Annotated in this window: 16 protein-coding genes; 7 read left to right on the top strand and 9 right to left on the bottom strand. The window is 72.3% G+C overall.

The features are described from left to right. The first annotated feature begins 181 nt into the window (after positions 1-181). Genes ND747_RS12230 through ND747_RS12220 form a run of 3 tightly spaced genes read left to right on the top strand, consistent with a single transcriptional unit; the run spans position 182 to position 2,576 of the window. On the top strand, positions 182-484 hold the full coding sequence (locus ND747_RS12230) for an urease subunit gamma (RefSeq protein ID WP_251733645.1): 303 nt from the start codon (positions 182-184) through the stop codon (positions 482-484). Further along, positions 481-840, top strand: a complete 360-nt coding sequence (locus ND747_RS12225) for an urease subunit beta (protein WP_308204610.1) — start codon at positions 481-483, stop codon at positions 838-840. Before ND747_RS12230 ends, ND747_RS12225 begins: the two co-directional genes overlap by 4 nt. Then, positions 837-2,576 carry an urease subunit alpha gene (locus ND747_RS12220; protein WP_251733644.1) on the top strand — a complete coding sequence of 580 codons (1,740 nt, stop codon included), beginning with the start codon at positions 837-839 and terminating at the stop codon, positions 2,574-2,576. The genes ND747_RS12225 and ND747_RS12220 overlap by 4 nt, the downstream gene beginning before the upstream one ends. Before the next feature lie 97 nt (positions 2,577-2,673). Here the strand turns inward: ND747_RS12220 and ND747_RS12215 are convergent, their stop codons facing one another. Continuing rightward, positions 2,674-3,645, bottom strand: coding sequence for a zinc-binding dehydrogenase (locus ND747_RS12215; RefSeq protein WP_251733643.1), 972 nt, complete (start codon positions 3,643-3,645; stop codon positions 2,674-2,676). 6 nt (positions 3,646-3,651) lie between these two features. After that, the gene (locus tag ND747_RS12210) at positions 3,652-4,188 is read right to left on the bottom strand and encodes a nuclear transport factor 2 family protein (protein WP_251733642.1); all 537 of its coding nucleotides are present in this window, start codon (positions 4,186-4,188) and stop codon (positions 3,652-3,654) included. Between the two features lie 109 nt (positions 4,189-4,297). On the opposite strand from ND747_RS12210, the gene ND747_RS12205 reads away from it, so the two are divergent. Continuing rightward, a complete protein-coding gene (locus ND747_RS12205) occupies positions 4,298-4,777 on the top strand; it encodes a MarR family winged helix-turn-helix transcriptional regulator (protein ID WP_251733641.1) in 480 nt (159 codons plus the stop codon). A 550-nt stretch (positions 4,778-5,327) separates the two neighbouring features. On the opposite strand, the gene ND747_RS12200 is transcribed toward ND747_RS12205, so the two are convergent. The 4 genes from ND747_RS12200 to ND747_RS12185 all read right to left on the bottom strand — a co-directional run bounded on the left by ND747_RS12200 (position 5,328) and on the right by ND747_RS12185 (position 17,836). Beyond that, positions 5,328-6,248 (bottom strand): phytanoyl-CoA dioxygenase family protein, encoded by a 921-nt coding sequence (locus ND747_RS12200; protein WP_251733694.1) that lies wholly within the window; start codon positions 6,246-6,248, stop codon positions 5,328-5,330. A 210-nt stretch (positions 6,249-6,458) separates the two neighbouring features. Then, complete coding sequence (locus ND747_RS12195) at positions 6,459-7,028, bottom strand: sigma-70 family RNA polymerase sigma factor (RefSeq protein WP_251733640.1); 570 nt, start codon at positions 7,026-7,028, stop codon at positions 6,459-6,461. Between the two features lie 205 nt (positions 7,029-7,233). Then, positions 7,234-9,930: a right-handed parallel beta-helix repeat-containing protein gene (locus ND747_RS12190; protein WP_251733639.1), complete on the bottom strand. Its 2,697-nt coding sequence runs from the start codon at positions 9,928-9,930 to the stop codon at positions 7,234-7,236. 103 nt (positions 9,931-10,033) lie between these two features. After that, positions 10,034-17,836, bottom strand: a complete 7,803-nt coding sequence (locus ND747_RS12185) for a hypothetical protein (RefSeq protein ID WP_251733638.1) — start codon at positions 17,834-17,836, stop codon at positions 10,034-10,036. A 221-nt stretch (positions 17,837-18,057) separates the two neighbouring features. Between ND747_RS12185 and ND747_RS12180 the strand changes: the two genes are divergently transcribed. From ND747_RS12180 to ND747_RS12170, 3 genes are all read left to right on the top strand, one after another. Beyond that, entirely contained in the window at positions 18,058-19,071 is a 1,014-nt protein-coding gene (locus ND747_RS12180) for a hypothetical protein (protein WP_251733637.1), read from the top strand. Positions 19,072-19,134: 63 nt separating this feature from the next. Further along, positions 19,135-19,428: a hypothetical protein gene (locus ND747_RS12175; RefSeq protein ID WP_251733636.1), complete on the top strand. Its 294-nt coding sequence runs from the start codon at positions 19,135-19,137 to the stop codon at positions 19,426-19,428. A 16-nt stretch (positions 19,429-19,444) separates the two neighbouring features. After that, the gene (locus ND747_RS12170; RefSeq protein ID WP_251733635.1) at positions 19,445-19,750 is read left to right on the top strand and encodes a WXG100 family type VII secretion target; all 306 of its coding nucleotides are present in this window, start codon (positions 19,445-19,447) and stop codon (positions 19,748-19,750) included. Between the two features lie 91 nt (positions 19,751-19,841). On the opposite strand, the gene ND747_RS12165 is transcribed toward ND747_RS12170, so the two are convergent. From ND747_RS12165 to ND747_RS12155, 3 genes are all read right to left on the bottom strand, one after another. Beyond that, positions 19,842-24,437, bottom strand: a complete 4,596-nt coding sequence (locus tag ND747_RS12165; RefSeq protein ID WP_251733634.1) for an FtsK/SpoIIIE domain-containing protein — start codon at positions 24,435-24,437, stop codon at positions 19,842-19,844. Next, positions 24,434-25,807 (bottom strand): hypothetical protein, encoded by a 1,374-nt coding sequence (locus tag ND747_RS12160; RefSeq protein ID WP_251733633.1) that lies wholly within the window; start codon positions 25,805-25,807, stop codon positions 24,434-24,436. The genes ND747_RS12165 and ND747_RS12160 overlap by 4 nt, the downstream gene beginning before the upstream one ends. Then, a partial coding sequence (locus tag ND747_RS12155; RefSeq protein WP_251733632.1) for an RICIN domain-containing protein occupies positions 25,800-26,271 on the bottom strand: 472 nt, incomplete at its 5' end. The genes ND747_RS12155 and ND747_RS12160, both read right to left, overlap by 8 nt.

Raw genomic sequence — 26,271 nt, 5'->3', positions numbered from 1 at the left:
GGCGGCCCTCCGGACGCTAGAAAGGAGGAGTATCGATCGAGTCGCGTCCGTGTGAATTGCCAGTAACTCCATTCTCGCCGGCCCCCGGTCATCGTCCACCAGGCCCCCCGGTAATACCACCAAACGAAACACGGACGAAACCTGACCGGCCTGCGCCCGCCGGCTGCTAGGCTTCGCCTTCGTGCTGCTGAGCCCCCATGAACAGGAACGGCTGCTCATCCATGTCGCAGCCGGACTCGCCCGGGAACGACGTGCCCGCGGGCTACGTCTCAATCATCCCGAGGCCACCGCCCTCCTCACCTCCTTCCTGCTCGAGGGCGCCCGCGACGGCCGCAGCGTCGCCGACCTGATGCACGCCGGGCGGACCGTGCTGACCCGCGAGGACGTGATGGAGGGGGTGCCGGAGATGCTGGCCGAGGTCCAGGTCGAGGCGACCTTCCCGGACGGCACCAAGCTCGTCACCGTCCACCAGCCGATCCCGTGATCCCCGGGGAGATCGTGCCGGGCACCGGCGTCATCGAGACGAACCCGGGGCGCCCGGTGCTGACCGTGGTCGTGCGCAACACTGGCGACCGGCCGGTGCAGGTCGGCTCGCACTACCACTTCGCGGCGGCGAACCCGGCGCTGTGCTTCGACCGGGAGGCAGCCTGGGGCCACCGCCTGGCCGTCCCCGCCGGCACCGCGGTGCGCTTCGAGCCCGGCGTCGAACGCGAGGTCGACCTCGTCCCGCTCGCCGGCGCCCGGATCGTCCCAGGCCTGCGTCCGGAGTCCGCCGGCCCGTTGGACGGCCATGCCGGCAGTGCTGGTGACCACAGCGACGAACCGCAGGAGCGCCCGTGAACCGGCTGGACCGTTCCCGTTACGCCTCGTTGTACGGGCCGACGGTGGGTGACCGGATCCGGCTGGCCGACACCGACCTGTTCATCGAGGTCACCGAGGATCGCAGCCGTGGCCCCGAGCTTGCCGGCACCGGGGACGAGGCGGTGTTCGGCGGCGGCAAGGTGATCCGCGAGTCGATGGGACAGGCGCTGGCCACCCGCGCGCAGGGTGCCCCCGACCTGGTCATCACCGGGGCCGTCGTGCTCGACCACTGGGGGGTGGTCAAGGCCGACGTCGGCGTGCGCGACGGGCGGATCGTCGCACTCGGCAAGGCCGGCAACCCCGATACCATGGACGGTGTCCACCCCGATCTCGTCATCGGCCCCGGCACCGAGATCATCGCCGGGAACGGGAAGATCCTCACCGCGGGCGCGGTCGACTGCCACGTCCACCTGATCTGCCCGCAGCAGATCCCCGAGGCGCTCGGCGCCGGCATCACCACGCTCATCGGCGGCGGCACCGGCCCCGCCGAGGGCACGAAGGCCACCACGGTGACCCCCGGCGCGTGGAACCTCGCCCGGGTGCTGTCCGCGATGGACGACCACCCCGTCAACATCGTCCTGCTCGGCAAGGGCAACACGGTCAGCGACGACTCACTGTGGGAGCAGCTGCGGGCCGGTGCCGCCGGGTTCAAGCTGCACGAGGACTGGGGCACCACGCCCGCCGCGATCGACGCCTGCCTGCGCGTCGCCGACGCCTCCGGCGTGCAGGTCGCGCTGCACTCGGACACGCTCAACGAGGCCGGTTTCGTCGAGGACACCCTGGCCGCCATCGCCGGGCGGGCCATCCACGCCTACCACACCGAGGGTGCCGGCGGCGGCCATGCGCCCGACATCATCACCGTGGCCGCGGCCGGCAACGTGCTGCCCAGCTCGACGAACCCGACCCGCCCGCACACCGTCAACACCCTCGACGAGCACCTCGACATGCTGATGGTCTGCCACCATCTCAACCCCGCCGTGCCCGAGGACCTCGCCTTCGCCGAGAGCCGGATCCGCCCGTCGACGATCGCCGCCGAGGACATCCTGCACGACCTCGGCGCCATCTCGATGATCGGCTCCGACTCGCAGGCCATGGGCCGCATCGGCGAGGTGGTCCTGCGCACCTGGCAGACCGCGCACGTCATGAAGCGCCGCCGCGGCGCCCTGCCCGGCGACGGCGGCAGCAGCGGGGCCGCCGACAACCTGCGCGCCCGCCGGTACGTCGCCAAGTACACGATCTGCCCCGCGGTCGCCCACGGCCTGGACGCCCACGTCGGCTCGGTCGAACCCGGCAAGCTCGCCGACCTGGTCCTCTACGACCCGGCGTTCTTCGGCGTCCGCCCGTCGCTGGTACTCAAGGGGGGCTTCATCGCCTGGGCCGCGATGGGCGACGCCAACGCCTCCATCCCCACCCCGCAGCCGGTGCTGCCCCGCCCGATGTGGGGCGCGGCGCGCGGCCCGGCGGCGGCGACGTCGCTGACGTTCGTCGCCCCCGCGGCGATCGAGGACGGCCTGCCCGAACGCCTGGGTCTGGCCACCCCGGTCGTCCCGGTCGCCGACGTGCGCCGCCGCGGCAAGGCCGACCTGCCGGAGAACACCGCCACCCCCGACATCCGCGTCGACCCCGACACCTTCACCGTCTTCATCGACGGCGACCCCGTGGACGCCGACCCCGCCACCGAACTCCCCATGGCCCAGCGCTACTTCCTGTTCTGACCCGACGTGCCGCGCGGACCAGGTGGACGGCCGGCCCGAGCGCCCCGGCCTGGCCTGGCCTGGCCTGATCGTCCCGGCGGACGAGGCCCCCTGGGGGTCACTGGTCGCAGCGTAGGACGATTTTGCCGAACTGCTGGCCGGCGAAGGCCCGGGCGATACCCGGGCGGGCATCGGTGAGGGGCCAGACACTGTCGATCACGGGCACGGCGCCGGTGGTGGCGCACAGCCGGGCGAGTGCTCGCAGCTCGGCGGGGGTGCCCATCGCGCTGCCGTGCAGGGAGACCGACCGGACGAACAGGTCGGCCAGGTCGATGCCGACGGTCGCGCCGGTCACGGCGCCGGCGGTCACGACACGTCCGCCGGGGCGGACCGAGCGCAACGAGTGCGCCAGCGTCGCCTGACCGATGCAGTCCAGAGCCGCGTCCACGGGTTCGGGCAACGCGGCGTCGAACGGGAAAGCGGCATGTGCTCCGAGCTGCTCGACCGCGCGGCGACCGCGGTCCGGATCGCGGCTGGTCACCCACACCCGCAGTCCGGCGGCCACCGCCTGGCGAATCAGCGCGGTCGGGACGCCGCCGCCGGCGCCCTGCACGAGGATCGTCTCCCCCGGCGTGAGACAGGCGCGGCCGAACAGCATCCGGTAGGCGGTCAGCCAGGCGGTACCCAGGCACGCGGCCTGCTCCCAGGTCAGTTCCGGCGGTTTCGGCACCAGGTTGGCGTAGGGCACCTGGACCCGCTCGGCCCAGGTGCCGTCGATGCCCTGCGACAGCATCCGCAGGCCGGGATCGAGCATCGGGTCGGGGTACCGCGCCGCCGCCAGGATGGGATGGACGATGACCTCGTTGCCGTCCGGGTCGAGGCCCGCACCGTCCGAGCCGAGCACTCGCGGCGGCCCGGCCGGATCGAACCCGTACCCGCGGATGGCGGCCAGGTCGCTGTGGTTGACCGACGCGCATCGCAGTGTCACGGTCACCCACCCGTCCGGGGGTGGCGGCTGGTCGCGGTCGTCGATCCGGATGCCGGTGAGCAGCCCGTCGGGGTCGGGTGCCGTCCGGCGGACAGCTCGCATCGGGGCTCAGCCCCGGGGGAACGCGTAGGGCAGGTCGTGGCTGATCACATGCCTGGCGATCAGCCATCGGCCCTCGACGCGGCGCAGCGTGGACCGGTTGTAGCCGGACTCGATCGCAGTGATGGTCCCCTGCGCGCCCACCGCGTCCGGCGGCCAGCCGCCCGCGGGCTCGGCGCGGCCGACCACGTTGTGGACCAGGAACTGGACGTCGATGGTGGCGGTGTCACCGTCGACGTCGACGATGTGGTTGAACGTGGTGTGGTGGCTCCAGCCGCGCGGCGGGTGCGGGGCCATCATGCCCGCGACCGCCTGCCCGATCTGGGCCGCTGTCCGCACGCTGCCGAGCGGGGTGCGACCGCCGTCGCCGGTGTAGTAGATCTCGACCACCGCATCCTCGGTGAACAGGGCGGCCATCGCCGATCCGTCCCGGTGGTCGGCGGCGCGCACGTAGGCGGCCACCACCTCCTCGATCTGTCGCTCGACACTCTTGCCAACCACGTCCGACGCCGACCGCGGCGGCCTGGAGGACGACTCTGTGATCATGAAAAACCCCTTCGTCGAGGCCTCACCCGGAGACCAACCACATGAGAGTCTCAAGTAATTACCTGAGAGCGTCAAGTAGTTGATGGAGGGTCTCAGGTATCGTGGGCGGGTGGGTACGCGGCCGTCCTTCACCGGGGAGACGCTGACCGGCGAGATCGCCCGCGGTCGCTTTCCCGAGATCCGCCGGGCGATGCTCGACTTCGTCGGCGCCTACCTGCTCGACTTCGAGACCGCCGCCCAGCGGGCCGGGCTGACCCTCGCCCAGGCCCGGGTCCTGGGGTTCGCGGCGATCAGACCGTCGTCGATGAAGGACCTCGCCGCACAGTTCGGCTGCGATCCGTCCAACCTCACCGCCAAGGTCGACCGCCTCATCGAGCTCGGCCTGGTCGAACGCCGCTCCGATCCCACCGACGGGCGCGTCAAGCTGATCGTGGCCACCGCCGACGGCATCGCCGCATCGGCCGCGCTCTGCCACAGCCGCGACTGGCTGGCCGACGTGCTCGGCGCCCTCACCCCCGACGAGGCCCGCGCCGTCCAGACCGCCTTCGACCTGCTGGTCAACCGCACCGCTCCCGACCAGAACGGCTAGTGCGCCGTCCATGAACGTTTCCGGTTGTGGCCGGGCGCTGGGGCGCCGGGCGCTGGGGTGCCGGGTGCCGGGTGCCGGGTGCCGGGTGCGGGGGTGCGGGGGTGACTGCGGGTGCATCCTCCGGGGCCGGAGGTAGCCACCCGGCACCGGCGACCAGCATCCGGCGACCAGCGTGACACAACGTGACCAGAATGGCTCGGCAGGTCGAGACAATCCCGGGCGTGTCGATCAACGTGGTCCTTCTACAGGGGTCAAACCGAAATTTTGTCTGTTTCATTCCTGTAGAAGGACCCATCCGCCCCACCAGGCCCGCCGACGCCGGCAACGGCCCGTGACGGCGACGAGATCGGCCGTCGAAACCAGCGGTCTCCGGCCGCCCCGGACATCGACAAATCGCACCGTCTTGCCGCCATGTGCGCGTCTCGCGGCCTGGTTGCTGCCGGGTTCGGGGTCACCTGGTGAAGCTCGGTCGCTCAGCCCGACTGTGACCGCGCCCAGCGACCAGGCTTCGGACCCTGCCGGCGGCAGGCCCCCGATCCACGAAAGCTCGCTAGCGGGCGGCGTTCTTGACGAACTGCTCGCGGTAGCTGGTGCGGTCGCCGGCGTAGTAGCCGGAACGGACGTGGCGGCGAATCGTGGTGTCGTCGGTGGCGCGGGCGGCGGCATGCCACAGGTAGGCGTCGTGCAGCAGAACGTCGCCGCGGTCGACGTAGAGGGCGAGTTCGCCGGGGACCTTCTCAAAACCCAGCGGCATCGGGAACGGCGGAGGTGTGTCGGTGTAGCCGCCGGCCGGGCGGGCGTCCGCGGGTACCGGGGCATTGTTGATGTTGCGGTAGGGCGGCGGCGTCGCCCAGCGGTGCGAGCCCGGGACGACCCGCAGGAAGCCGTTGGCGGGGCTGGTCTCGTCCACGTGGATGGTGAAGGCAGCGCCGGGCCAGACGTCCAGGCTCGGCATGGCCTGCCAGTCGGAGTGCCAGCCGATCCGGGTGTAGCCGGACTCGCGGCCGGGCCGGGCGTCCTGGTAGATCACGCCGGAGCCGGCGTCGCCGAGGGTCCAGACCTCACCGCCGAGCAGTGCCCGCAGGGCTGTGACCAGCAGCGGATGTGATGCGGCCGTGCGCACCGCGGGCGAGAGCTCCTCGACGTGCTCGACGTAGTTCACGTACGGCTCTGACCCCGCCGGACTGCCGGCTGACCCCGCCGGGCTGCCGTCCGGAGCCGCCGCCTCGACGAAGCGCGCGTCCAGGTACTGGGTGGAGCCGTACCGTTCGGGCACCGTGCCCTCGAGCACCGCCCGCTGCGCCCGGGTGCATTCGACCTCGATCCGGTCGACGAGATCCACCGGCAGCAGGCCGCGCAGCACCACGAACCCGTACTGGCGGTAGAACGCGACGAGGTTGTGCACATCCAGCGTGTCCGACTGTTCCGCGTCGACCGAGAAGACCCCGAACTCGGCTGGCAGCGGCGGCACGGGCCGGGTGGAGGCGGGCCGGACCTCGGGGACCTGGACGGGCCGGGCACTGCTCACGGTCACAACCTCCATCCTGGCGGCGGGCTCGGCCAGCCGCACGCTCCCTCGGATCTGCGCCCTGCCACCGTATGGCCCGTGGGTTTCGTCCCCGTTGCCCTCGACTCGGCCGCACCCTCCGCGAACCGCCGGTGGGCTCCCGCGAACTGCAGGTCAGCTGCCGTCGATTCCGCCCAGGCCGCGCTGGACGAGTTGCCCGCGCATCTCCCGCACGGCGACGTGCCGGCGGGACTTGACCGTGCCCAGCGGCACGCCGAGCAGGCCGGCGGTCTCCAGCTGGGTGCGGTCGAGACAGTGCAGGTGGACGAGGGTCTCGCGGTGGGCATCGGACAGCGTGCGCAACGCCTGGACCAGCTCCACCCGCAGCAGCACGGCATGGAGAGCATCCGCCACCGCCGAATCGGCCAGCAGCGCGTCGTCGCCGGGCGCCAGGCGCTGTTCGCTGGGCCGCGCCGCCTGCCGGCGGTGCCAGTCGACGGAGAGGTTGCGCGCGACCCGGAACAACCAGGCACGCGCGTTGCCGTGGGCGGCGAGCTCCTCGCGGTGCCGCCAGGCCCGCAGGAACGTCTCCTGTACCAGGTCCTCCGCGCGACCCGCATCGTCAGGACCTATCCGCCGGGCGTAGCGGTGCAGATCGGCGGCACATTCGTCGAACAGCGCCCGCACGATGGCGACAGCCCGCTCGCCCGATGGGGTCTCGCTGGCGGTGAGTGGGTCCGCCATCTCCAGGACCTCCTCACCGGGGACCAACCTCGACCGCCTGGCGTGCCCGCTCCGCGACACAGCGGCAGAATACGCGATTCGCGCAATGCTTGATATAAGCGATATTTCATGCCTCGATACGTTCAGGGGCGCCACATCGGCCGGACAGGTCCCGTTCATTCCCTCGTTTCCGGCTGGTCGTGATCGTGGTTTCGCAGCCCGGCCCTCAGGCGTCGGCCGCCGCCGTGGGCAGATCCGCCGGGTCAAGCCGCAACAGGTCATCCGTGGTCGGCGCGTCGAGTTCGGCGACCCGCTGGGCCTGGTTCTCCGTCATCTGCTGGAACAGCTGCCGGGCCAGCCGGCCGTTACCGAAGCCGCGGCTGCGGGGCAGGGCCGCGAAATAGGCCTCAAGGGCCGAGGTAGTCGGGTCGGGCAGCTCGTACTGGTGCTGACGACACTGCGCGGCCACGATCCGGGTGAGCTCCGCGCCGGTGTAGTCCTCGAAGGTGATGACCCGGGAGAACCGGGAGGCAAGACCAGGATTGGACGTGACGAAACGGCCCATCTCCGCCGGATAACCGGCTACGATCACCACCACCCGGTCCCGGTGGTCCTCCATCAGTTTGACCAGGGTGGCGATCGCCTCCTGGCCGAAGTCGTTGCCGGCATGTGACGGGACGAGCGAGTAGGCCTCGTCGACGAAGAGCACGCCGCCGAGCGCCCGTTGGAAGACCGCCTGGGTCTTCGGCGCGGTGTGGCCCACATACTCGCCCACCATCGTCGAACGGTCGGCCTCGACGAGATGCCCGCGTTCGAGGACGCCGAGCGCGGCGAGAAGGCGTCCGTAGAGCCGCGCCACCGTTGTCTTTCCCGTCCCCGGGTTGCCCGCGAACACCAGATGCCGGCTCAGCGGCGGTGCGGGCAGGCCGGCCTCCTGCCGGCGCCGGACCATGCGCATGAGTTTGACCTGGGCGCCGACGTCCTGCTTGACCCGTTCCAGGCCGACCAGCTCGGCGAGCTCGGCGAGCAGGTCCTCGAGACGCTCCGCCGGCTGTTCGCCCTCCTCGGTCCTCGCACCAGGATCGGCCTCCTTCGCGCCGGCGCCGGCGCCGGGCAGGCGTGCGTCGCGCACGCCGTGGACCTCGCAGCGGTCGAACACCGGCTCGGCGCCGTCGGCCAGGCTCAGGTCCGTCTCGCAGTCCAGCACCCGGCACCCGGTCAGCCGCGGCCGAGCTCCCTCGCCCACATGCACGGCCGGGAACGCGGAACCGGAGATCTCGCAGTCGGTGAACGTGCCGGCCCCGCCGGCCCCGACGAACAGGCCGTTCTTCGCCGACCGGCGCAGCCTCGTGGCGCGGACCTGCGGATCCGCACCGGTCCACACCACCAGGGCCGAGCCGGCGGCATCCGTGATCTCACAGTCGTCCAGACTCGCCCTGGCGTCGCGGGCCAGCACCACCCCAGCCGCCCCGGTCCGTCCGATCCGGCAGGCCCGCAGGTTCACCTCGGCACCCGCGGCGATCTGGACGCCGACCCCGTCAGCGCCAGTGATCTTACAATCCGAACACCGCGCGGACGCCCCGGTGGCCACCGACAGCCCGATGCCGCCGTGGTCGAGCGCGCAGCCATCGGCGACCAGTGACGCCGTACCGTCCACCTGGATGCCGGACATGGCGCTGCCGTCGACGGTCACCTCGGACAGCCGTGCGACGGCGGCGCCCGCGACGTGCAGGCCGTGTTCGGGGGTCCCCCGCAGCCGACCGCCGGACAGCGTGGCGTGGGCGTCCGCGCCGAGATGGACGTTGCTGAACCCGCTGTCCTCGACGACGAGACCGGTCAGCTCGGCCGACGCCGCGTCGGTCACGAACACCCCGTTCGCCGCGCTGGCCCGCACCGCCCCGCCGCTGCCCCACAGCCGGGCATCGCCCCGGGCGACCAGGCCACTCGTGCCGGCGGCGTCGATCTCGCAGTCCGCAAGCCGCGCCTCGGCCTCGCCGAGGACGACCACGCCGGCCTGGCCGGACCGCCGGATCCGGCACCGGGTGAGCGTCACGCCGGAGCCGCCCTCCACCAGCACCCCGTCGGTACCCGCGCGCACGATCTCGCACGCCACCAGCCGGACGCGACCGGCCTGCTCCGGCTCCCCTGCCGCGGTGGGAGACGCGGCGCCCAGGATCCGGGCCCCTTCACCACCGGGTTGCCACACCAGGCAGTCGAGCAGGTCCGCGGTGGCCTCCTCCTCGATCAGCAGGCCGCTGCGCTCGGCCTGCGCGATCTCGCAGTCCCGGGCTCGCAGTGTCGCGTGGGACCGCAGCCGCAGTCCCGAGCCGCTGACCCGGCTGACCCGCGTGCCGGTCAGGTCGAGGACGGCGGTTCCCGCGGCGACGATCCCCGTGCCGTCCACGGCCTCGATCACGCAGTCCTCGAGCGAGGCCACCCCGTCGCCCAGCACGTGCAGGCCGGCCAGGGACGCCCCGGAAAGCCGGCAGGTACGCAGGCGGGCGGTGCCACCGGCGATCTCGATCCGACCGCCGACGAAGGCGCAGTCGGTCAGCTCGGCCACGCCGTCGACGACGGCCAGAACGGCCTCGGCGGGGTCGGCGCCGAGCAGCCCGATCCCGCGCATCGAGACGGCGGCGCGCACGATCGCCGGACCGTCCCCCGACAGCCAGACCGTGCCCGGTCCGTTCTCGGCGCTCAGGTGCACGTCCCGGTCGAGCACCAGCCGCTCCGGATCACGGCGGGGGGCGATCGACAGCGCGGTGCCGGCCGGCACCGCCCGCAGCGCCGCGGCGATGGACGCGAATCCGCCCGCCCCGACCCGCACTTCCGCCGGTCCCGCCGGGGCCGCGGGTCCCGCCGGGGCCAGACCGGCCTCCCCGGCCGCCAGGCCGCCCCGCTGGCCGTCCCGCACCCTGCGCATCCGCTCTCCCACTCGTCCCGCTCATCCCGCCCGACACCTCGAGGCCCCTGGCGCACCCGCACACTCGCACCCGGCTCGCACCGCCCCGCGCAGCCGCTCCCGCTCAGCCGTCCCCTCCGGCCCCGGCCGGCAGGGGAAGCGGAGCCAGGACCGTCGTCGGGGAGAGAACACGATGAATCGTCGCGGATTCCGGTGCAGGCACGTTGTCCTGCGGACGCAGGCCCGTCGCCTTGAGCAGCAGGGCCGCTCCCACCGTCCGTTCGATGAACCGTTCGGTGAACTGCAGGAAGAGGTCGGGAACTCCGCCCTTGTGGAAGTAGCGCCCGGAGCCGAGGAGGTGACCGAAGGTACGGATGCTACCGAAGGCCGAACCGGTGATCAGTGAACCGGCGGCACCCCACCCGCCGGCGAGCGCGGCCTGGCCGCCGTGCAGGGGAATGTAGTCGTGCGGCAGGCCGAAGACCGCGGCGTTGACGGCGTTGGCGACGAACGAGGAGAGGGAACCCACCGCGATGGTGCCCACGAAGTAGTCGTAGGTGGCCTGCCGCCACCGGGTCGGGTTCTCGGTGGACGCCCAGTCGTTGTCCCAGAACTTGTCGTGGTTGTAGGGATTGCGGTTGAAGTCCTTACCGCTGTCGACGTTGGCCAACCCGTCCTTTTTCCCCTTGAGCCCAAGCCCCGGCCGGTCGTGCGCGAGACCGCTGAGGCCCTTGACTCCGCTGGCGACACCCGCGCCGAGCAGCGCGCGGTACCAGTCCTGCGGGTTGAGGTCGCCGTTGTTGAAGGCGAGGGCGACCAGGGCCTGGACGGTGAAGTCCATGACAAAGTCCTGGGCGAAGTCGAGCGAGATCTTCTGCGCCGTCTGCACCCACGAACTCTGGAAGGTACCGATCAGACCGTCGGTGGCCGTGTACTGCAGGCGGTTCGACTCCCGCCACATCCGGTTTCTGCCACGGAACTCACTGGCCCAGCCCCGGTACTCGAACTCCCGGCCCACCTGGGTGAAATGCGCGTGCTGGATCGACCAACGGACCGGCCCACGTTCCCACACCGCGCCGGACAGGGAGCGGAAACGCAGCAGCCGGCCGCCCGCGTCGGTCTCGCGCCACTGCTTGTGGAAGGACTCCGACTCCCGGTACACGTCGTTTCCCTTGTGCACCCGCTCACGGAAGACGCCGCCCTGGTCGTACTCCTTCCACTCGCCGCTGCCCAGCGGCAGGTCCTTCGGGCGCTCGGTGACGTACACCCGGACCCGGCCGTCGGCCAGTTCGCGCAGGATGCGGCCGGTGGTGGTGCTGACGTCGCGCCAGCGGACGCGATCGGTTCCGGCCGGGGGCCGCTCCCGCCACTGGCCGCCATGGCGGAACTCCCGCTTGGCGGTGCTGCCGCCGACCCTCTCCCCCTTGGCGTCGCGGATTTCGGAATGCCAGGTCCCATCGTCCTGGCGCCCCGCGAACACCGCCCGACCCTTGTCCAGCGCCCGCAGGTCGCGGATGGGCGTCTGGCCGTTGGGCTCGAGGTGGAAGTCCTGATAGGAGTCGTCCCACGCCCCGGTCCACCGGGTGTTGCGCCCGCTGCGGCGGATTCCGCTCCGGCCGGCCTCGTCCGTCCACCGCCAGTCACCGGAACGGGAGTCGCCGGTGGCCTGCACCGTGATGTCCGCCGGGTTTGCCTGGCCGTTCGTGGGTGGCCGGTCGGCCCACCAGCGCTCCTGCCGGCTGACGATCTGGCCCATCGTGTTCCGCGTGATCGTCGCGCCGGTGACCGCCGGGGTGAACGGCTGTGCCTGCAGCTGGGCCTGCTCGAAGGGCGGCCGATCCGTCGGACGGACGATCTGCGTCACGTTGCCGTCCGCGTGGGTGTAGCGCGCGGTCTGTGGTGGCACGGGGACGTTGCCTGCTTCGTGCGTCTGGACGTCGACCCAGTTCCGTCCGTCGGGGAGGAAGTACCGGGTGCCGCCCTGGGCGAACGTCTTGTTGGAGTCGATCTCCCGCCAGTTCAGCTCCCGAGCCCCGGTGGGGTTCGGGTTGTCGACCAGGGAGGCCCATGCCCCGTTCGCATCACGGCCGATCTCCACCGTGTTGCCGTTCTCGAGCTTGACTGCCCCTCGGACGAAGTCACCCTGCCGGGTGAAGTCGGAGAACGATCCGTCGGGAGTGACCGCCCGGATCCCATCGGCCACCCGAACGTCGTTGGCGGTTCGCTCCGTCCAGTGGAAGACCTGGTACCGGCTGTCGCCGAGGATCTGGCCCGACGTGTGGAAGTCGACCCTACCCAGACTCTTCCAGAGAAACTGCGGCGGCCGCTGCTCGGCCCACCGTACGGTTTCCAGCGTGTGGTTGTTCTGGACAGTCTCGCGGGTCCCGGTGTCCTTGATCTGCGGCGAGAACTCCTTGTAGGCGGCGGTCGCCTCGAAGCCGCCGTTCTCTGCACGACCGACGGCGTGCTCCCGGTAGTGCAACGCGTCCGGGAAGAGATTGGCCGCGGACCAGTACCGCTGGGCGACACCGCCGGCGTTCGGGGCGGTCGGGATGTCCTGCCAACCCCGCCCCAGGCTCAGCCGGTCGCGCGTCCCCTCGACGGTGAGCGCACCGCTCTTGTCATAACGGAACCACCGCCACGACCCGTCGGGCCGGCTCTCGGCCCGGATTATTCCGCCGTCGGCGGCCTTGCGGTACTCCCGCACCGCCGGATCCCACGGCGTGCGGTGCCGGTAGTCCTTCCACAGCCGGCCCTCCGGAAGGTCCTCGAAACGCCTGGTTCCCCGGGCGGTGTGGGCGCCGAGCTGGCCATGGTCGGCGCCGGTCCACTGGTGCCAGTATCTCCCGCCCTGCTCGTCCCGGAAGACCTCCAGGACGGGGTGCCCGCCGGCTCCGTCGGGCCCGAGATGTTCCCGCCAGTAGAACGGCGTCCCGTCGGCGCCGACGAGCTGGAGGTCGCCGTTCGGCTTCACCGTCACGGAGCCGCCGCTGTTGTAGCCGTGCGGCGTCGGCTGTGCGGCCCGAGCTGTTGCAGCCTGGGCCTCGGCCTGGCCCGCGAGCCGGACGTCCTGGGCGTTCGTCCGCGTCCAGGTGTGCGTGGCGTGATCGACCTGCAGGTAGGTGTGGTCGCTGGTCCCCTTCCTGGTCAGGTAGGCGATCTTCTCCGACAGCAGCGTTCCATCCAGGTCGAACACCTGGTGGTCGGTGCCGTGAGCCGTCGTGTTGGTGTGGCTGACGCGGTAGCCGTTGTCGTCCCACCGGACGCTGGTGTTCGGCACCTGGCTGTTCCCGTCGGCGTTCAGGAGCTGCATCGTGACGGTGCCGTGCTCGTCCCGCCGGGCGTGGATCCGGGTGGTGTCGAGATATCCGCGCGCATCTCGCAGTGTGAAGGACTCCTCGATGATCCTGCCGTCGCTGGTGATCCGCTGCCAGTCGCCCGCTGCGTTGCCAAGCCGGAAGACACCGTCTTCCTCCGCGGCCAGTGTGTTCCACGCACGCTGGCCGCCACCGGCGTGCATGTGGTTACCGGTCTGCGCCGCCAGGTTGATCTCCGCCGTACCGTCCGCTGCGCCGTGGAGGCTGGTGGCCCTGGTTCGCCATGCGGCCAGATCCCCCTGTGCATCGAACCGGGACCACACACCGTTCACCTGATCGGTCATCACCTGATGACCGTCCTGCCACACATAACCGAGCTCCTCGCCCCGCACACCGTCACGGTGCAACCATGCGCGCGCCCCCTCCTCCGTGAAATCCACCTCCAACCGACCGGCCGCCACCCCCGCCGCATTCCGCACCGGCATCTCGAAACCAGCCGCATCACCAACGCCGCCGAACCGCCACCACGAGCCATCCCCACCCGGGCCCGTGATCAGATGGCCCTCATCCCGCCACACATAACCGAACTCCTCACCCCGCACACCGTCACGGTGCAGCCACGCCCGCGGCTCCTGCCCCGTGAAATCCACCTCCAACCGACCGGCCGCCACCCCCGGCAGATTCCGCACCGGCATCTCGAAACCAGTCAGACCGCCATCCTCACCAAAACGCAGCCACGCATCGTTCGCACCCATGAACCAATGCGCACCGTCTCGCCACTCATAGCCAAAATCCTGAATATCATCCCCGGCCCGGCGCAGCGTGGCCGACTCATCCGCCATGTTCACCTCAAACCGGCTGTCCGGAGCCCACGGCACATTTCGCGCCGGCATCACGAAACCAGTCAGAGCACCATCCTCACCAAAACGCCACTGCGTACCGTCGCCACCCAGACTCGTGATCAGGTGGCTGCCGTTGTCCGGCACGTAGTCGACCTGCCGGCTCTCTCCTCCCGGCAGGTGCAGCGTCGCCGGCGCGGCGTCGACGTCGAGGCGGCCGTGGGGGCTGCGGGGGCTGTGTGGGCCCTGCGGGCCGACGAGATCGATCCCGCCTCCGTACGCGACCAGGGCCCCTTCGTCGTCGTACTCGCGAAACCTGGCCGGATTCTGCTGGTCCGTGACGCGGAACCCCCCATGGCCGGGATAGGTGATCGGCCCTTCCAGACTCCTGCCGTTCGGCTGACCGGCGAGCCGGCCCCAGAGCTCACCGGGGTTGGTGGATTCGAACCGCAGCCCGTCGGAGAGAGGAAGATTCGCGAGGCTCTCCGGGCGCCGGGCGCCGCCGGGCAGCCGGGGGTGCTCGATCAGGGAAAGTCGCAGCGCCTCGTTGTCCGCCGCCCGCAGCCGGCTGACGTCGAGCTCCAGGTCGTGCAGGCGGTGCTCCGCGGCCGTGAAGCCGGCGAGGGCGTCCCGCAGCCTGCTCTCGGACGCCAGCTGAGCCGAGGTGCCGCTCGGCTTTCCCTTGGCCGCGGGTGATGCCTGCGCGCCGAGCGGACGGGTGCCCGGGTGGAGAACCTGATAGTCCGCCCGGGCTTCGGCGAGCCGGGTCTCGGCGATCCGGAACTGCGCCCAGGCGTGCTCGCCGGCCGCGGCGACCGGGTCGGACACGCCCCGTGCCTGCAGGTCGGCGATGGTCCGCTGGTGGAACGACTCGGCGGCCCGCAGGCTGCGCTCGGCCCGGGCCACGTTCAGCGCCTTCTCGGCCGGGCTGGCGGCGCTGGTGAACGGGGCGGCAGCCAGGTGCTCCCGCGCGTTGCGCACCGCCGCCGTGTTGCGGACGACCGCGTCGAACGCCGCGTCGAGCCCGTGGCCGCCGGCCTGCTCGGCGTGCTCGGCCAGCGGCACCGACGACGCCGCCCCGGCCGTCTCCGGATCGGGCCGCACCACCGCCGGTGACAGCGCCGCTTGCGATGACCGCGCTGTCGACACACCGGCCGTGTCGAGCCGTGACTGCGGGCCACGAATCCCGGCCCCGGACGGTTCGGTCAGTCTGGCGCTCACCCCGTCCGGGACCGCGGTGACGGCCGAGCGCCCCGCGGAGGGCGGTGGCACGGCCAGCAGGGCAAGGGCGTCGCGCGTCGACTGGCCCGCGGGCCCGCCGCGGGACACCAGGCCACCGGCCTGAGCCGTGCCACCGGACGCAGTCTCCCGGCCGAGTGGAGCTGCCCCGCCGACCTGGTCGGTGGGCACGCCACGGCCGCCGCCTGACGTGAGCGGCGACGGCGCCGCCGCCTGGCCGCGGATCTCCACACCGCCAGCACCGATGATCAGCTCGACCGGTGCGTCACTCGGTACCGGGCCGGCCGTCGCCGCCCGGGTGCCCAGGAGCGCCCCCGACCCGGCCACCGATGTGGGCGCGGCCGAGCCGGCGCCAGCGTCGGCGACCACCGTCGTCGGAGGGTGGGCCGAGGCCCGTGCGGAGGCTGATCCCGGCAGCGAAACCGAGCCGGCGGCATCGTGCACCGCGCCGCCCGGCGTCAGGCTGCCCGGTATGTGGTGACCCGGTGTTAGGTGGCCCGGTGTCAGGGGGTCCGGTGTCAGGTGGGTGGCCCCCGACAGGTCCGCGTGACTGGCCCCGGCGGCGGACGGGTGCGCTGTGGCCAGCTGCCCCCCGTGGCCGACGCCACCGAGGCCCCCAATGGCCGAGGAGGAGACCGAGGTGGAGACCGAGGAGGCGGCCGGCAGGTTCACGGCACCGGAGCCGATCACGATCCGGCCGTCGTCGCCCGCGCCGAGGTTGAACGCGACCCGGCTGTCGGTCAGCTTCACCGCGGTGATGTCGCCGCCCAGCGCCGCGCGCAGTTCGGGCAGGCCGGTGGCCGGCAGATCACCGGCGTGGTGCGTGGCGAGCCGGGCCGGTGAGGACAGATCACCGAGGCCGGAGTGCGCCCCCGTGACACTCACCTGGGCCAGGTCACCGCCGGCGGTGACGAGGCCGCCCGGGTGCGCCGCCGGCGCGCTCCCCAGGTTCGCGGCCAGGGACATGCCATGTGGCAGCGCGGTGGTGGCCGGCAGGCCCGTGGCCAGCGCACCGGCGTGCGGCGCCAGGGTGTGTCCCGCGGCGAGGCCGGCGCCCTCGGTCAGCTGGGCTGCCGAAACGCCATCGCCGAGATGCGTCTGGACGGCAGAGACCCCCGCTTCGGGGTGCGGGACGAGCAGGCCGGACTCGGTGTGGGTCAGGCCGGACTCGGGCGGGTTGACCCCGTGCAGGATGCCGTCGCTGACCCGCAGCGACCCACCGGCGAGCTGTGCCAGCTTCACCTGGTCGACGAGGCCCGCGTAATGCCCGGTACGTGCCAGACCGCGACCGAGCACCGCGAGGCGGAAGGCGTCGTGCACTCCGAGCACGCCGATCTCCGTGCCGTCCAGTGGAAGAAAGATCTTCAACCATTTCCACTGGCCGAACTCGTTGCTCAGCACTCGGGGCACCGCCCGCAGCCCGCGGCCGGCCAGGTCGACGACATCGCGCGCGAACCCGGGGATGGCCTGCACGCTGGTGGCGAGTGCGGCCGGCAGCGTGCCGCCCGCCTTCGCGATCGAACGCAGCAGATCCACGGAGGCCGCCGGCGCGGACACGACAAAGTCGCGCAGCGTGATTACGCCCCTCACAGCGAGGCCGTCAGCGGTGGTGAAAGCACGGAACACCCACAGGCCGCCATCACGGATCGTGCTGGCCACCGTGGTCGCGATGTCGACGACGCCTGCGACCACCGCACGGACGTTCATCGTTGAAGCGATCTCCCAGAAACCGGCGCCGATCTTCGCGACCGAGGTACCCACCGAACGCAGGCCGTCTTTGATCACTTTGGCGGTGGCGCTGGCGATGCTCTTCAGGGTGGACAGCGCGATGAGCGGCTTGGTCGACGGGCCGAGCATGCCGAGCAGGCCCAGCAGCAGCCCGGCGATGTTGGTCTTGCCCTCGACGAAGTCGACCACGGCCTTGACCGCCATGATCGCGCCGAGTCCGAGAGCGATCAGGCCGATCGGTCCGCCGGTGAAGATGGCCACGACCGAGATCGCCAGCACGATCCAGCCGAAGATCTCCCAGAACCGCTCGCACGCGGACTTCTTCGGGTTCGGCGAGTGGATGTGGTCGCGGGCCGAGCGGATCGTCCCGGCGGCGGAGCGGGCGGCCGTGGTGAGATCCGAGCCGGCCCGGGTCGCGTCGTCCGCGAGGGTGGCCCGGCGGGAGGTGTCGTCCGCGGCCAGCCCGGCGGCCTCACCCAGTGCCTGGTCGGCGCGGGACTGCGCCTCGCGCAGCGTCACGATGTAACTGCGCACGGCCGGCTCGGTCTGCCCGAAGGCGTCACTCACCCCGCCGATGAAGTCCCGGATCGCGGTGGAGACGGTGTCCCGCAGCCAGTCCGCGGTCTTCCCGACGAAGGCACCGTCCCCGGTCGACGAGACGACCTGCTCAAGCCCGGTCCTGGCAGTGTCGGCATTGGCGGCCATGGCGTGCATGAAGTCGGCGACGGCGACCAGGGCCTCCGGGTCGCCGGGAGTGGGATCACCCTGCAGTCCCAACGGTGACCAGTCGGTCGGTCGTGGCATCGTCGCCTCCCGGCATCCTCCGCGGCACCAACCCCACCGGCACCAACCCCACCGGCACAGGCCCCACCGGCACAGGCCCCCCTCTGGCAGACGCATCCGCGCCGCGGCAGGGTTCATCGCCCGGTGCGCAGGCGAACCGTCCGGGGCTCCCGGCACGTAGTAGGTGGTGGAAGCCGGACGGCCAGTACCGGAGCGGGACGTCATCGCGGACAGGAGCGGCCATGGCCGATCTCGTGATCGACTACGGGCTGCTGAACCGGCTGGCGACCAGCCTGCGCAGCCTGCGCGGCCAGATCGAGACGGACGTCAACGTCGTCAGTGGACGTTCCGTGGTCAGCACCAACGGCGAGGTCGGCTCGGATGCCGTCGGGGACCCGACGCTGTTCGCCGCACTGAGCGCGTTCTACGCCACCTGCCACAAGCCGTTCCAGGACGCGATGCAGAAGCTGGACGACCTGGCGGACCTGCTCGGCAGCGTCGCCACGGTGTTCTCCGAAGGGGACTCCGACCTCGCCACCAAGGTGAACGCCGCCCGACTGCAGGCCAAGATCGACCAGTGGCAGGCCGAGGAGAACGCCTGGAAGCAGTACCAGGACTCCAAGGACAAGGTCATCACCTACCAGTACTACGACGAGAACGGGGTGCTGCGGACCGCCACCATCCCGTTGTGGGGCCCCGACCGACCCCCGCCGAAGGACCCCGGCGCGGCGCCCACCAGCGTGACCTCACCGGACGGAACCATCACGTCAGGCACCCAGCAGGTCGACGGGGCCGGACGGGTCGTCACCGAGACAAGCACCGTCCACACCGCGGACGGTCTGTCCTACTCGGAGACGACCACCTACACCTACCAGGACTACAACGGCGACGGAAAGATCGACAACGTCGACTACACGACCACCGTCACCCACGCGGACGGCAGCAAGGAGGTGATCCACAAGGCCACCAGCGATGACCACACGACCGTGGTGACCAGCACCACCGACGCCGGCACCACCATGACGACGGTCACCCCCGGCCAGAACGGTGCCTACCACAGCGTCACCGTAGATCCCCAGGGGGACACGACCACCACCGACGTGACCGTGAACCCCGACGGCACCGGCACGAAGACCGTCACCGGACCGAAGGGCACGGACGTCTACACCGGCGACCCGAACAAGGACCGGTGGACGAAGTCCTCCCACGAGGACCCGCCGCCGCCGGACGACCCCTACACCCCCGTCAACGAGTGACCTGACCGCCGTCGGACCCGCGCCGTCCGGCCCACGCCGGACCCCGAACGCAAGGAGCGGCCCATGGCCGACATCTCGATCGACTACGCCAGCATCGACGCCGTCGCCGCGTCGCTGAACGCCGCCGTCGCCGAGACGGTCCCGAAGCTCACCTCGCTGCAGTCGGCGGTGACGGCGCTGCTGACCAGCGGCGGCGGCCTGTGGCTGGTGAAGTCCAGCCCGGTCCTGCAGAAGCAGTACCTCGACTTCAACACCTCCGTCACCGCAGCCGTGAACAACATCACCAGCTTCGCCAACCAGTTCAACAACATCGTCTCGCAGCTGCAGGCGATGGACGCGGCGATCAGCAGCTCCTGAAGGGAGACCACCGCTCATGCCCGATATCGACGTCGACTACGCGCAGGTCAACACGGTCGCGGCCCGGCTCACCAACGAGGGCACCGAGATCACCGCGACCCTCACCCGACTGCAGGGCCAGGTGACGGAGCTGCTCACCAGCGCGGGCGGCCTGTGGATGCGGCAGGCAAGCCCGGTGATGACCGCCCAGTACACCGAGTTCAACGCCTCGCTGACCAGCGCGATCGAGAACATTCCGAAGTTCGCCCAGAGCTTCCAGGCCATCGCGCAGAACCTGCAGGTGATGGACTCCAGCCTGGCCAAGCCGCCCGCCGACGCGTAAGCGGGCCCGGTCCGGGTGCCGGCCGGGCCCCCTCCCCGGCCGGCACCGGCCGGCACCAGGCACCAGGCACCAGGCACCAGGCACCAGGCGGCTACTTGAGCACCGTGTGCGGGATGGTGATGGCGCGCAGCGTCCCGGTCTGGTCGGCGACGTAGCCACGCCCCGGGCGGACCCCGCCGCGCAGCAGGCTCACCGGTATGCGGGTGCCCACCAGGTCGCCCTCCAGGGACGTCTGCGGGGCGAGCAGCACCCCCTGCCGGGAGCGCCGGGCCTCCCCCAGCCAGCCGCTGATCGACTGGGACAGCACCTCGCCACTGCCCGCGTAGGCGAGCCCCACCCCGCGGTCACGCCCGGACGCGACGATGGCACGCAGGGCGGGTTCGAGCGGGGAGGTGAACCCGAACAGGTCCACGTCGTCGACGAGCAGGACGCCCGGCCCCTCGACGACCAGCGGCTGCTCGCCGGAGAGAACCTCCGGGCCGGTCAGGGTGACCTGCGGGTGCGCGGCCAGCCGGCGCAACGGGGACTCCCGCGGGGTGAGCACGACCAGGCTGGTGCCCCCGGCCAGCAGCGACACCGCGAGCGTGGCCAGGGTGTTGCTGCGCCCGGACCCGGGCGGGCCGGCGACGAGAAAGGTGTGCGCCCGGCCGGCGAAGTCGAGCAGCAGCGGCGCCGCCTCGTCACCGCCGAGCCCGAGCAGTGCCCGCAGCGGACGCCGGTCGGTCTCGGGCACGCGAGCGATCGCGTCGGCGAAGGTCAGCGCGCCCGGCAGCGCGGCGACGGGGGCCGGGCGCCGCTCGGCGGAGAGCTCCCGGTCGCGCGCCGCGGCCCGCACGGCGATCTGACGTAGCGCGGCAGCCTGCGCCTGGCCGGACGGGTCGGGGTCGAGCAGGGCGATCTGGAGCTCGGCCTGGTTCACCGACCGCCAGCCGCGTCCGGGCGGCACCTGGGCGGGGATGCGCTGCGCCGGAATGCGGATCGTGCTGTAGTCGGTGCGCTCGCCCATCCGCAGCAGGATGCGGTGGTCGTTCAGCCCGCCGGCGCGCCCGGCGAGCAGACCCCGGTCAGAGGTGGCGACCACGTGGATGCCGGCGCCGGTGCCCTCACGCAGCACGGTGAGCAGCGCCTCGTAGCGCCAGCCCCCGTCGCTTTCGGGCAGGGTCGCGGCCAGCGAGTCCCAGCCGTCGACCAGCAGCACCAGATGGGCGGGCCGCTCGGCGGCGGGCATGGCGACGCGCAGCTCGGCGAGATCCGCGCACGAGTACCGGGCCAGCAGCTCCTGGCGGCGGGAGAGCTCCGAGGTCAGACGGTCGCACAGCCGGCCGAGGCGTTCCAGGTCGGAACCCGTCACCACGGCGCCGCAGTGCGGCAGCTCGGTGAGCACGGCCAGTGCCCCGCCGGCCGCGTCGATGCCGTACAGGTGGACGTCGGCGCAGGAATGGGCGCGCGCGAGCCCGCCGGCGAGGGTACGCAGCACCTGGGACCGTCCGGACCGCTGTGCCCCGACGACGAACAGGTGCCCGAAGCTCGTCAGGTCGCAGCACACCGGTCGTTGGGCCTGCCGGTGCGGCACGTCCTCCAGCGCATAGGGCACCGCGTGCGGGCCGCAGCGCTCGAGCAGCTCGTCGAGCAGCACCCGCTGCCCCAGCGCGGGCAGCCAGGGACTCGGCTGGGCCTGGTAGTCCGTGCGCTCGGCAGCCGCGCGGATCAGGTCGACGAGCACGTCGAGATCGGTGGGGGCCAGCTCGTCCTCGCTGGACGGGTCGGTGGACACCAGGTCGCCGGGGTTCGCCCTCGGCGGCACCGGGCGGCCCAACGACGTCCAGGTCAGGGCGACGGCCGTCACCGGTTCGCCGGGGTTGCCGGGCTGCGGCCCCGGCCCGTCGGTGTCCTGCGCCGGCGCGCCGCAGTAGGCGGTCTGGAACAGCACCGTCGACCGGTGGGCGAGCCGGGCCAGCGCCCGTCCCGGCGTGGACGCTGCGATGAACGCCGCGTCCCGGGTGTCGATGACATCGGTGCTTTCCATCGGGTCGGTCACCCGCAGGGCGATGCGCAGGTTGGTGTTGGCCCGGATGTCCGCGGTCACCACCCCGGCGGGCCGCTGGGTCGCCAGCACCAGGTGGATGCCCAGCGACCGGCCGCGTTGCGCGAGGCTGACCAGCCCGGGGATGAAGTCGGGGACCTCCCGGGCCAGTGTGGCGAACTCGTCGATCACCAGCATCAGTCGGGGCAGCGCGGGCAGCTGCGGATCGCGGGTGCGTAGCGCGCGGTAGTGGACGATGTCCTTGGCCGCGGCGGCGGCGAGCAGTTCCTCACGCCGGCGCAGCTCCGCGGCCAGCGACTCCAGCGCCCGCACCGCGAGCGCCGGGTCGAGGTCGGTGACCATCCCCAGGGTGTGCGGCAGCCGGGCGCAGCCTCGAAAGGCGCTGCCACCCTTGTAGTCGACCAGGACGAACACCAGCTCGTCCGGACGATTGTGGGCGGCGAGCGCGCCGACGAGCGTCTGCAGCAGCTCCGACTTGCCCGCGCCGGTCGTGCCTGCGACCAGCGCATGGGGGCCGTCGCGGACCAGATCGAGCAGGACCGGCCCGTCGAAGCCGACACCCACCGGAAAGCGGGTCGAGGCCGGCCGGGCCAGCCAGGACTCGGCGATCAGCGCGGGGTCGGGTGGGGCAGGCCGGTCGGGAGCCGTAAGGCCCAGAACCTCCAGCAGGCGCACCTGGTCGGGCAGGCCGTCGGCGGCGACCGGGGTGATGTCACGCAGCGGGGCGAGCGCCCGGGCGACCTGGTCGCACCAGTCGGCCCTGACCAGATCCGGGCGCACCCCGACCAGCTCGGGCACGTCGCTACGGCGCACCGCGAGCCCGTCCGGCTCGCAGACGACGACGCTCGCGCACTCCTCGGGCAGCAGCCGGGTCTCGGTGTCGAGGCAGATCGCGAACACCCGCACGGCCGGCCCGTCGGTCAACACCCCGATCATGCCCGGCACGTCCCGTAGCCGCCGCGCCCCATCCACGAGGACGACGATGTCCGGCTGGGCGAACATCACCGGCCCGAGCGCCGAACCGCGCGCCTCGGTGCGGGCCCGGATCTGCGCCTGCAGCTCGGCGACCCGGTGCGCGACCGTCTCGGGGTCGTTACCGATCAGCACCGGCGGCGCGCCGACCAGATCCTCCCCCGGACGCATATGCGGCAGCCAGCGCACCCACTCCCAGCTCGACCGGCCCGCCGGGTCCGTGAGAACGACGATCTGCAGGTCCCGTGGACTGTGCAGCACGGCGCACTGGGACAGCAGCCAGCACCCGAGCGCGTGGACGATGGACCGTGCACCGGCCACACCGACCACGCCGAGGGCGGCGAGATCCAGCGCGAGCGGCACCTCGGGGACGTTCCAGCGCAGCCGGTGGTCGTGGTGGTCGAGTGCGGGGTCGTCCACCTCGATCAGGGACGGCTGGTCGAGTGTGCCCACCCGCAGCACGAGATGGTCCGGGTCGGTCCGCCGTCGTTCCCACAGCCGCCGGCCGGGGCCGGTCGCGGTGAGCCCGACGATCGCGGGGTCGGGAGACGCGTCGCAGCGGGCGCGGCGCTCGGCGCGGACCGCGGCACCGTGCTCCGCTTCGGCCGCGGCGCGGCTCGTCCGGTACCGCGCGGCTTCCGCCCGGTAGCGACGTCGGCCGCTGCGCCGGTCCTGACTCCAGTTCGCGAACGCCATCAGCGGGCTGAACAGCATGATGACCAGGAAGAAATAGGAGTGGAAGAACCAGACGAACGCCAGGCCCAGCACCATCGGCGCCAGCATGAGCAGCAGCGGGACGGGCCGGCGGGCCGGCGGCGTCGGCGGACCGGGGAAACGCTGGCGGGAGGTGAGCAGCGGCGGCACGATCCGCGGCGGCCGGTTGAAGTCCAGCCCCAGCACGTCCTCGGACGGCGTGATGGCGGCGTCCGGCTCGAAGCGTTCGGCCAGGCGCAGCAGCACCGGCCCCACCACCAGATCCTCGCCGACCCCCCACTGGACCGATCCCGGCGCCTGCGGGCCGAACGGCGGCCAGTCCGGGGCCGGCGAGGGCCACGGCTGGTCGCGTCGCTCCACCTTCGTCGCCGCGCGATGATGGTCGGTGACGCCAAGCTGCGGAGGTCGCGGCCGCGTCGGGTCGACGCCCTGAGCCGCCGGCTCGGTCAGCCAGGTGTCACCGCCGCGCCCGATGTGCAGCACCCCCGCGAGGGCGGGGACCCCGGGATCGGTGAGCCTGATCGCGCAGCCCAGGCCGGCACCGATGTCGTGGGCGCCGACACCGATCCGCCAGATCCGCCCCGCGTCCGGACCACCGACGACCCGCACCTCGAACAGCCTGGCGGGACGCGCGGGTGGGGCCAGCGGGGCGACCGGTGGTGCCGGGGCACCGAGACCGATCCGCTGGCCACCCGTGATCCCGCTATCACGTACCGTGGCGTCCGGGTCGAGGGGTGACGTGCCCAGAAAGCAGACGGGGGCCGGATCGGCCAGGCCGGCGGCAAGGTCCCCGACGGAGGTGGTGGGCCGCACGCGCACCAGCACGTCACCGACGCCCTCCGCATCGGTGCCGAGGCGGCCCGGGACCTCGGCGGACGGCAGGAGCGGGTACGAGTGCGGCGGGCCGGCCGGACCGTCGCCGCCGACCTGCACTGTCAGCGCGACGTCCGCTGTCATCCATCCGCCTTCACGTGTCCGCCACCCGTCGTTCCGCCGCCCGCCATCCCCGCCCCCGACATCCCCGCATTCGGCGTCGAGATGGCACCCGTGCTCGCGCCCGCGACCACCGCGGCCGACCGACCATCGCCTGCCGCTGCGGCCTGCCGGCCGTGGCTCCCGGCCGGCTCCGGCTCGGCGAGTTCGCCGGGATCCGTCGGTGCCCAGCCACCCGGACTGCCCGGGCCGCTCGGACTGTGCGGGCCGCTCGGACTGTGCGGGCCGCTCGGACTGTGCGGGCCACTCGGGCTGCCCGGGCCGGCGGAGCGGTCATCGGGTCCGTCAGGGTCGGGCGAGGCACAGGGCTCATTCCGGCCAGCCGGGTTGCGCCGGCTGCTGTCGCCGTCGTCCGGGCCCGGGGGGAACGGCTCGTCCGGATCTGCGGGGTCTGCGGGGTCTGCGGGGCCTACAGGGTCTACGGGCGAGATGGTGCTCGCCACTGTGGGCACCGGGGATGCCGGTCGCCGCCGGAGCCGTTCGCGTTGTTTCAGGGCACGACCGAGGCCGCGTTCGAGCGGGGCACCGTCCGCCTGCAGACCCAGCTCGGGAGCCGTGATCCGCCCGTAGTCGTCGAGTTCGAGACGCCAGCGAGAACCCGGGTGCCGGCCCACGACGATGACGCGCAGGTCGTCCAGTCGCTCGGTGAGGTCGCTCACCCGGGTCATTTCCTCGGAATACGTCGCCGCACAGATCAGCACGGTCCGCACGGTGGGCAGGTTCGCACCGTCCGGGCGCACCGGGGCCGGGGCCGGCGGTGCGGTCCGGTCGAGCAGATCGAGCGCGTCGCCCAGCGTCGGACCGCCGAAGCCGGGCAGGACGGTGTCCGCGACGAGCACCCGGACGCCGGTCGGGGCCGGCACGCCGGCGGCGAGCTGGGCAGCGATCGCCGCGGCGAGCCGCCGGGACGGCCCAGGCGGTCCGTCGATCGTGCCCACGGCCGAAAGCGCGGCCAGGTCCAGGAGCGCCAGAACGCCTCCCGTCCCGTGGCTCAGGCCGATCGCGACCGGGCAGTACGCCGAGGCGGGCGGATCATCCCGGTCCTGGAACCCGTCCGAGAGCGGGACCGCGGCCCACGGATCCTCGTCGAGTCCGGGGTCCGCGAGCAGCCTGGCGACGACACGGACGTCCCGGCGGTAGCGGTACGGGCCGGCGGCCAGCCGGCCGAGGTCACCGAGGCCGCCCGCGAACTGCCGGCACCGGTGGGCGATGGTCCGCCGCCAGCCCCGGGTTCGGGAGAACCACTGCCCGAACACGACCAGCAGGACGAGCGCCACCAGACCGGACAGGACCAGTACAACGGCGGTGCGGTGCTCCCGGAGAAGATCAACCACGGGCCCACCGCTGATACGAGCCGCCGTTGCAGGCAAGTGTGTAGAGGCTGCCGTCGGAACCGCTGTCAAGGCAACGTCCGGTGGCGACGTTGGTGAAGGTCACCGTGCCGTAGCCGGCGTCGGCCGTCCGCCACTGCTGGCTGGTCGTGTTCTGGCAGCCGCGGGTGTAGGCGTTTCCCACCGCGTTGCTGTCCAGGCAGTAGCCGGTCGCCAGGTCGGTCAACGCGACCTGGCCGTAGCCGTACGTCTTCCACCGCTGGTAGTCGGTGCCGTTGCAGGTCAGCGCATAGCCGGACTGGCTGCTGTTGCTGTCGAGGCAGAAGCCCGTCGCCAGGTTGGTGAAGGTCGCCGCAGTCGACGCGGGCGCGGGCTGGGCCGGCGGGGCGGCGGCCTGTTGCGGAGTGGCGGCCTGTTGCGGAGTGGCAGGTGGCGCGGCCGGGACGACCGCTCGCGCGACGGGCGGG

This window comes from Frankia sp. R82 (assembly GCF_023716925.1).
Lineage (GTDB): Bacteria > Actinomycetota > Actinomycetes > Frankiales > Frankiaceae > Frankia.
The sequence above is the reverse complement of the archived record's forward strand: the minus strand, read 5'-3'. Positions and strand labels throughout refer to the sequence as shown.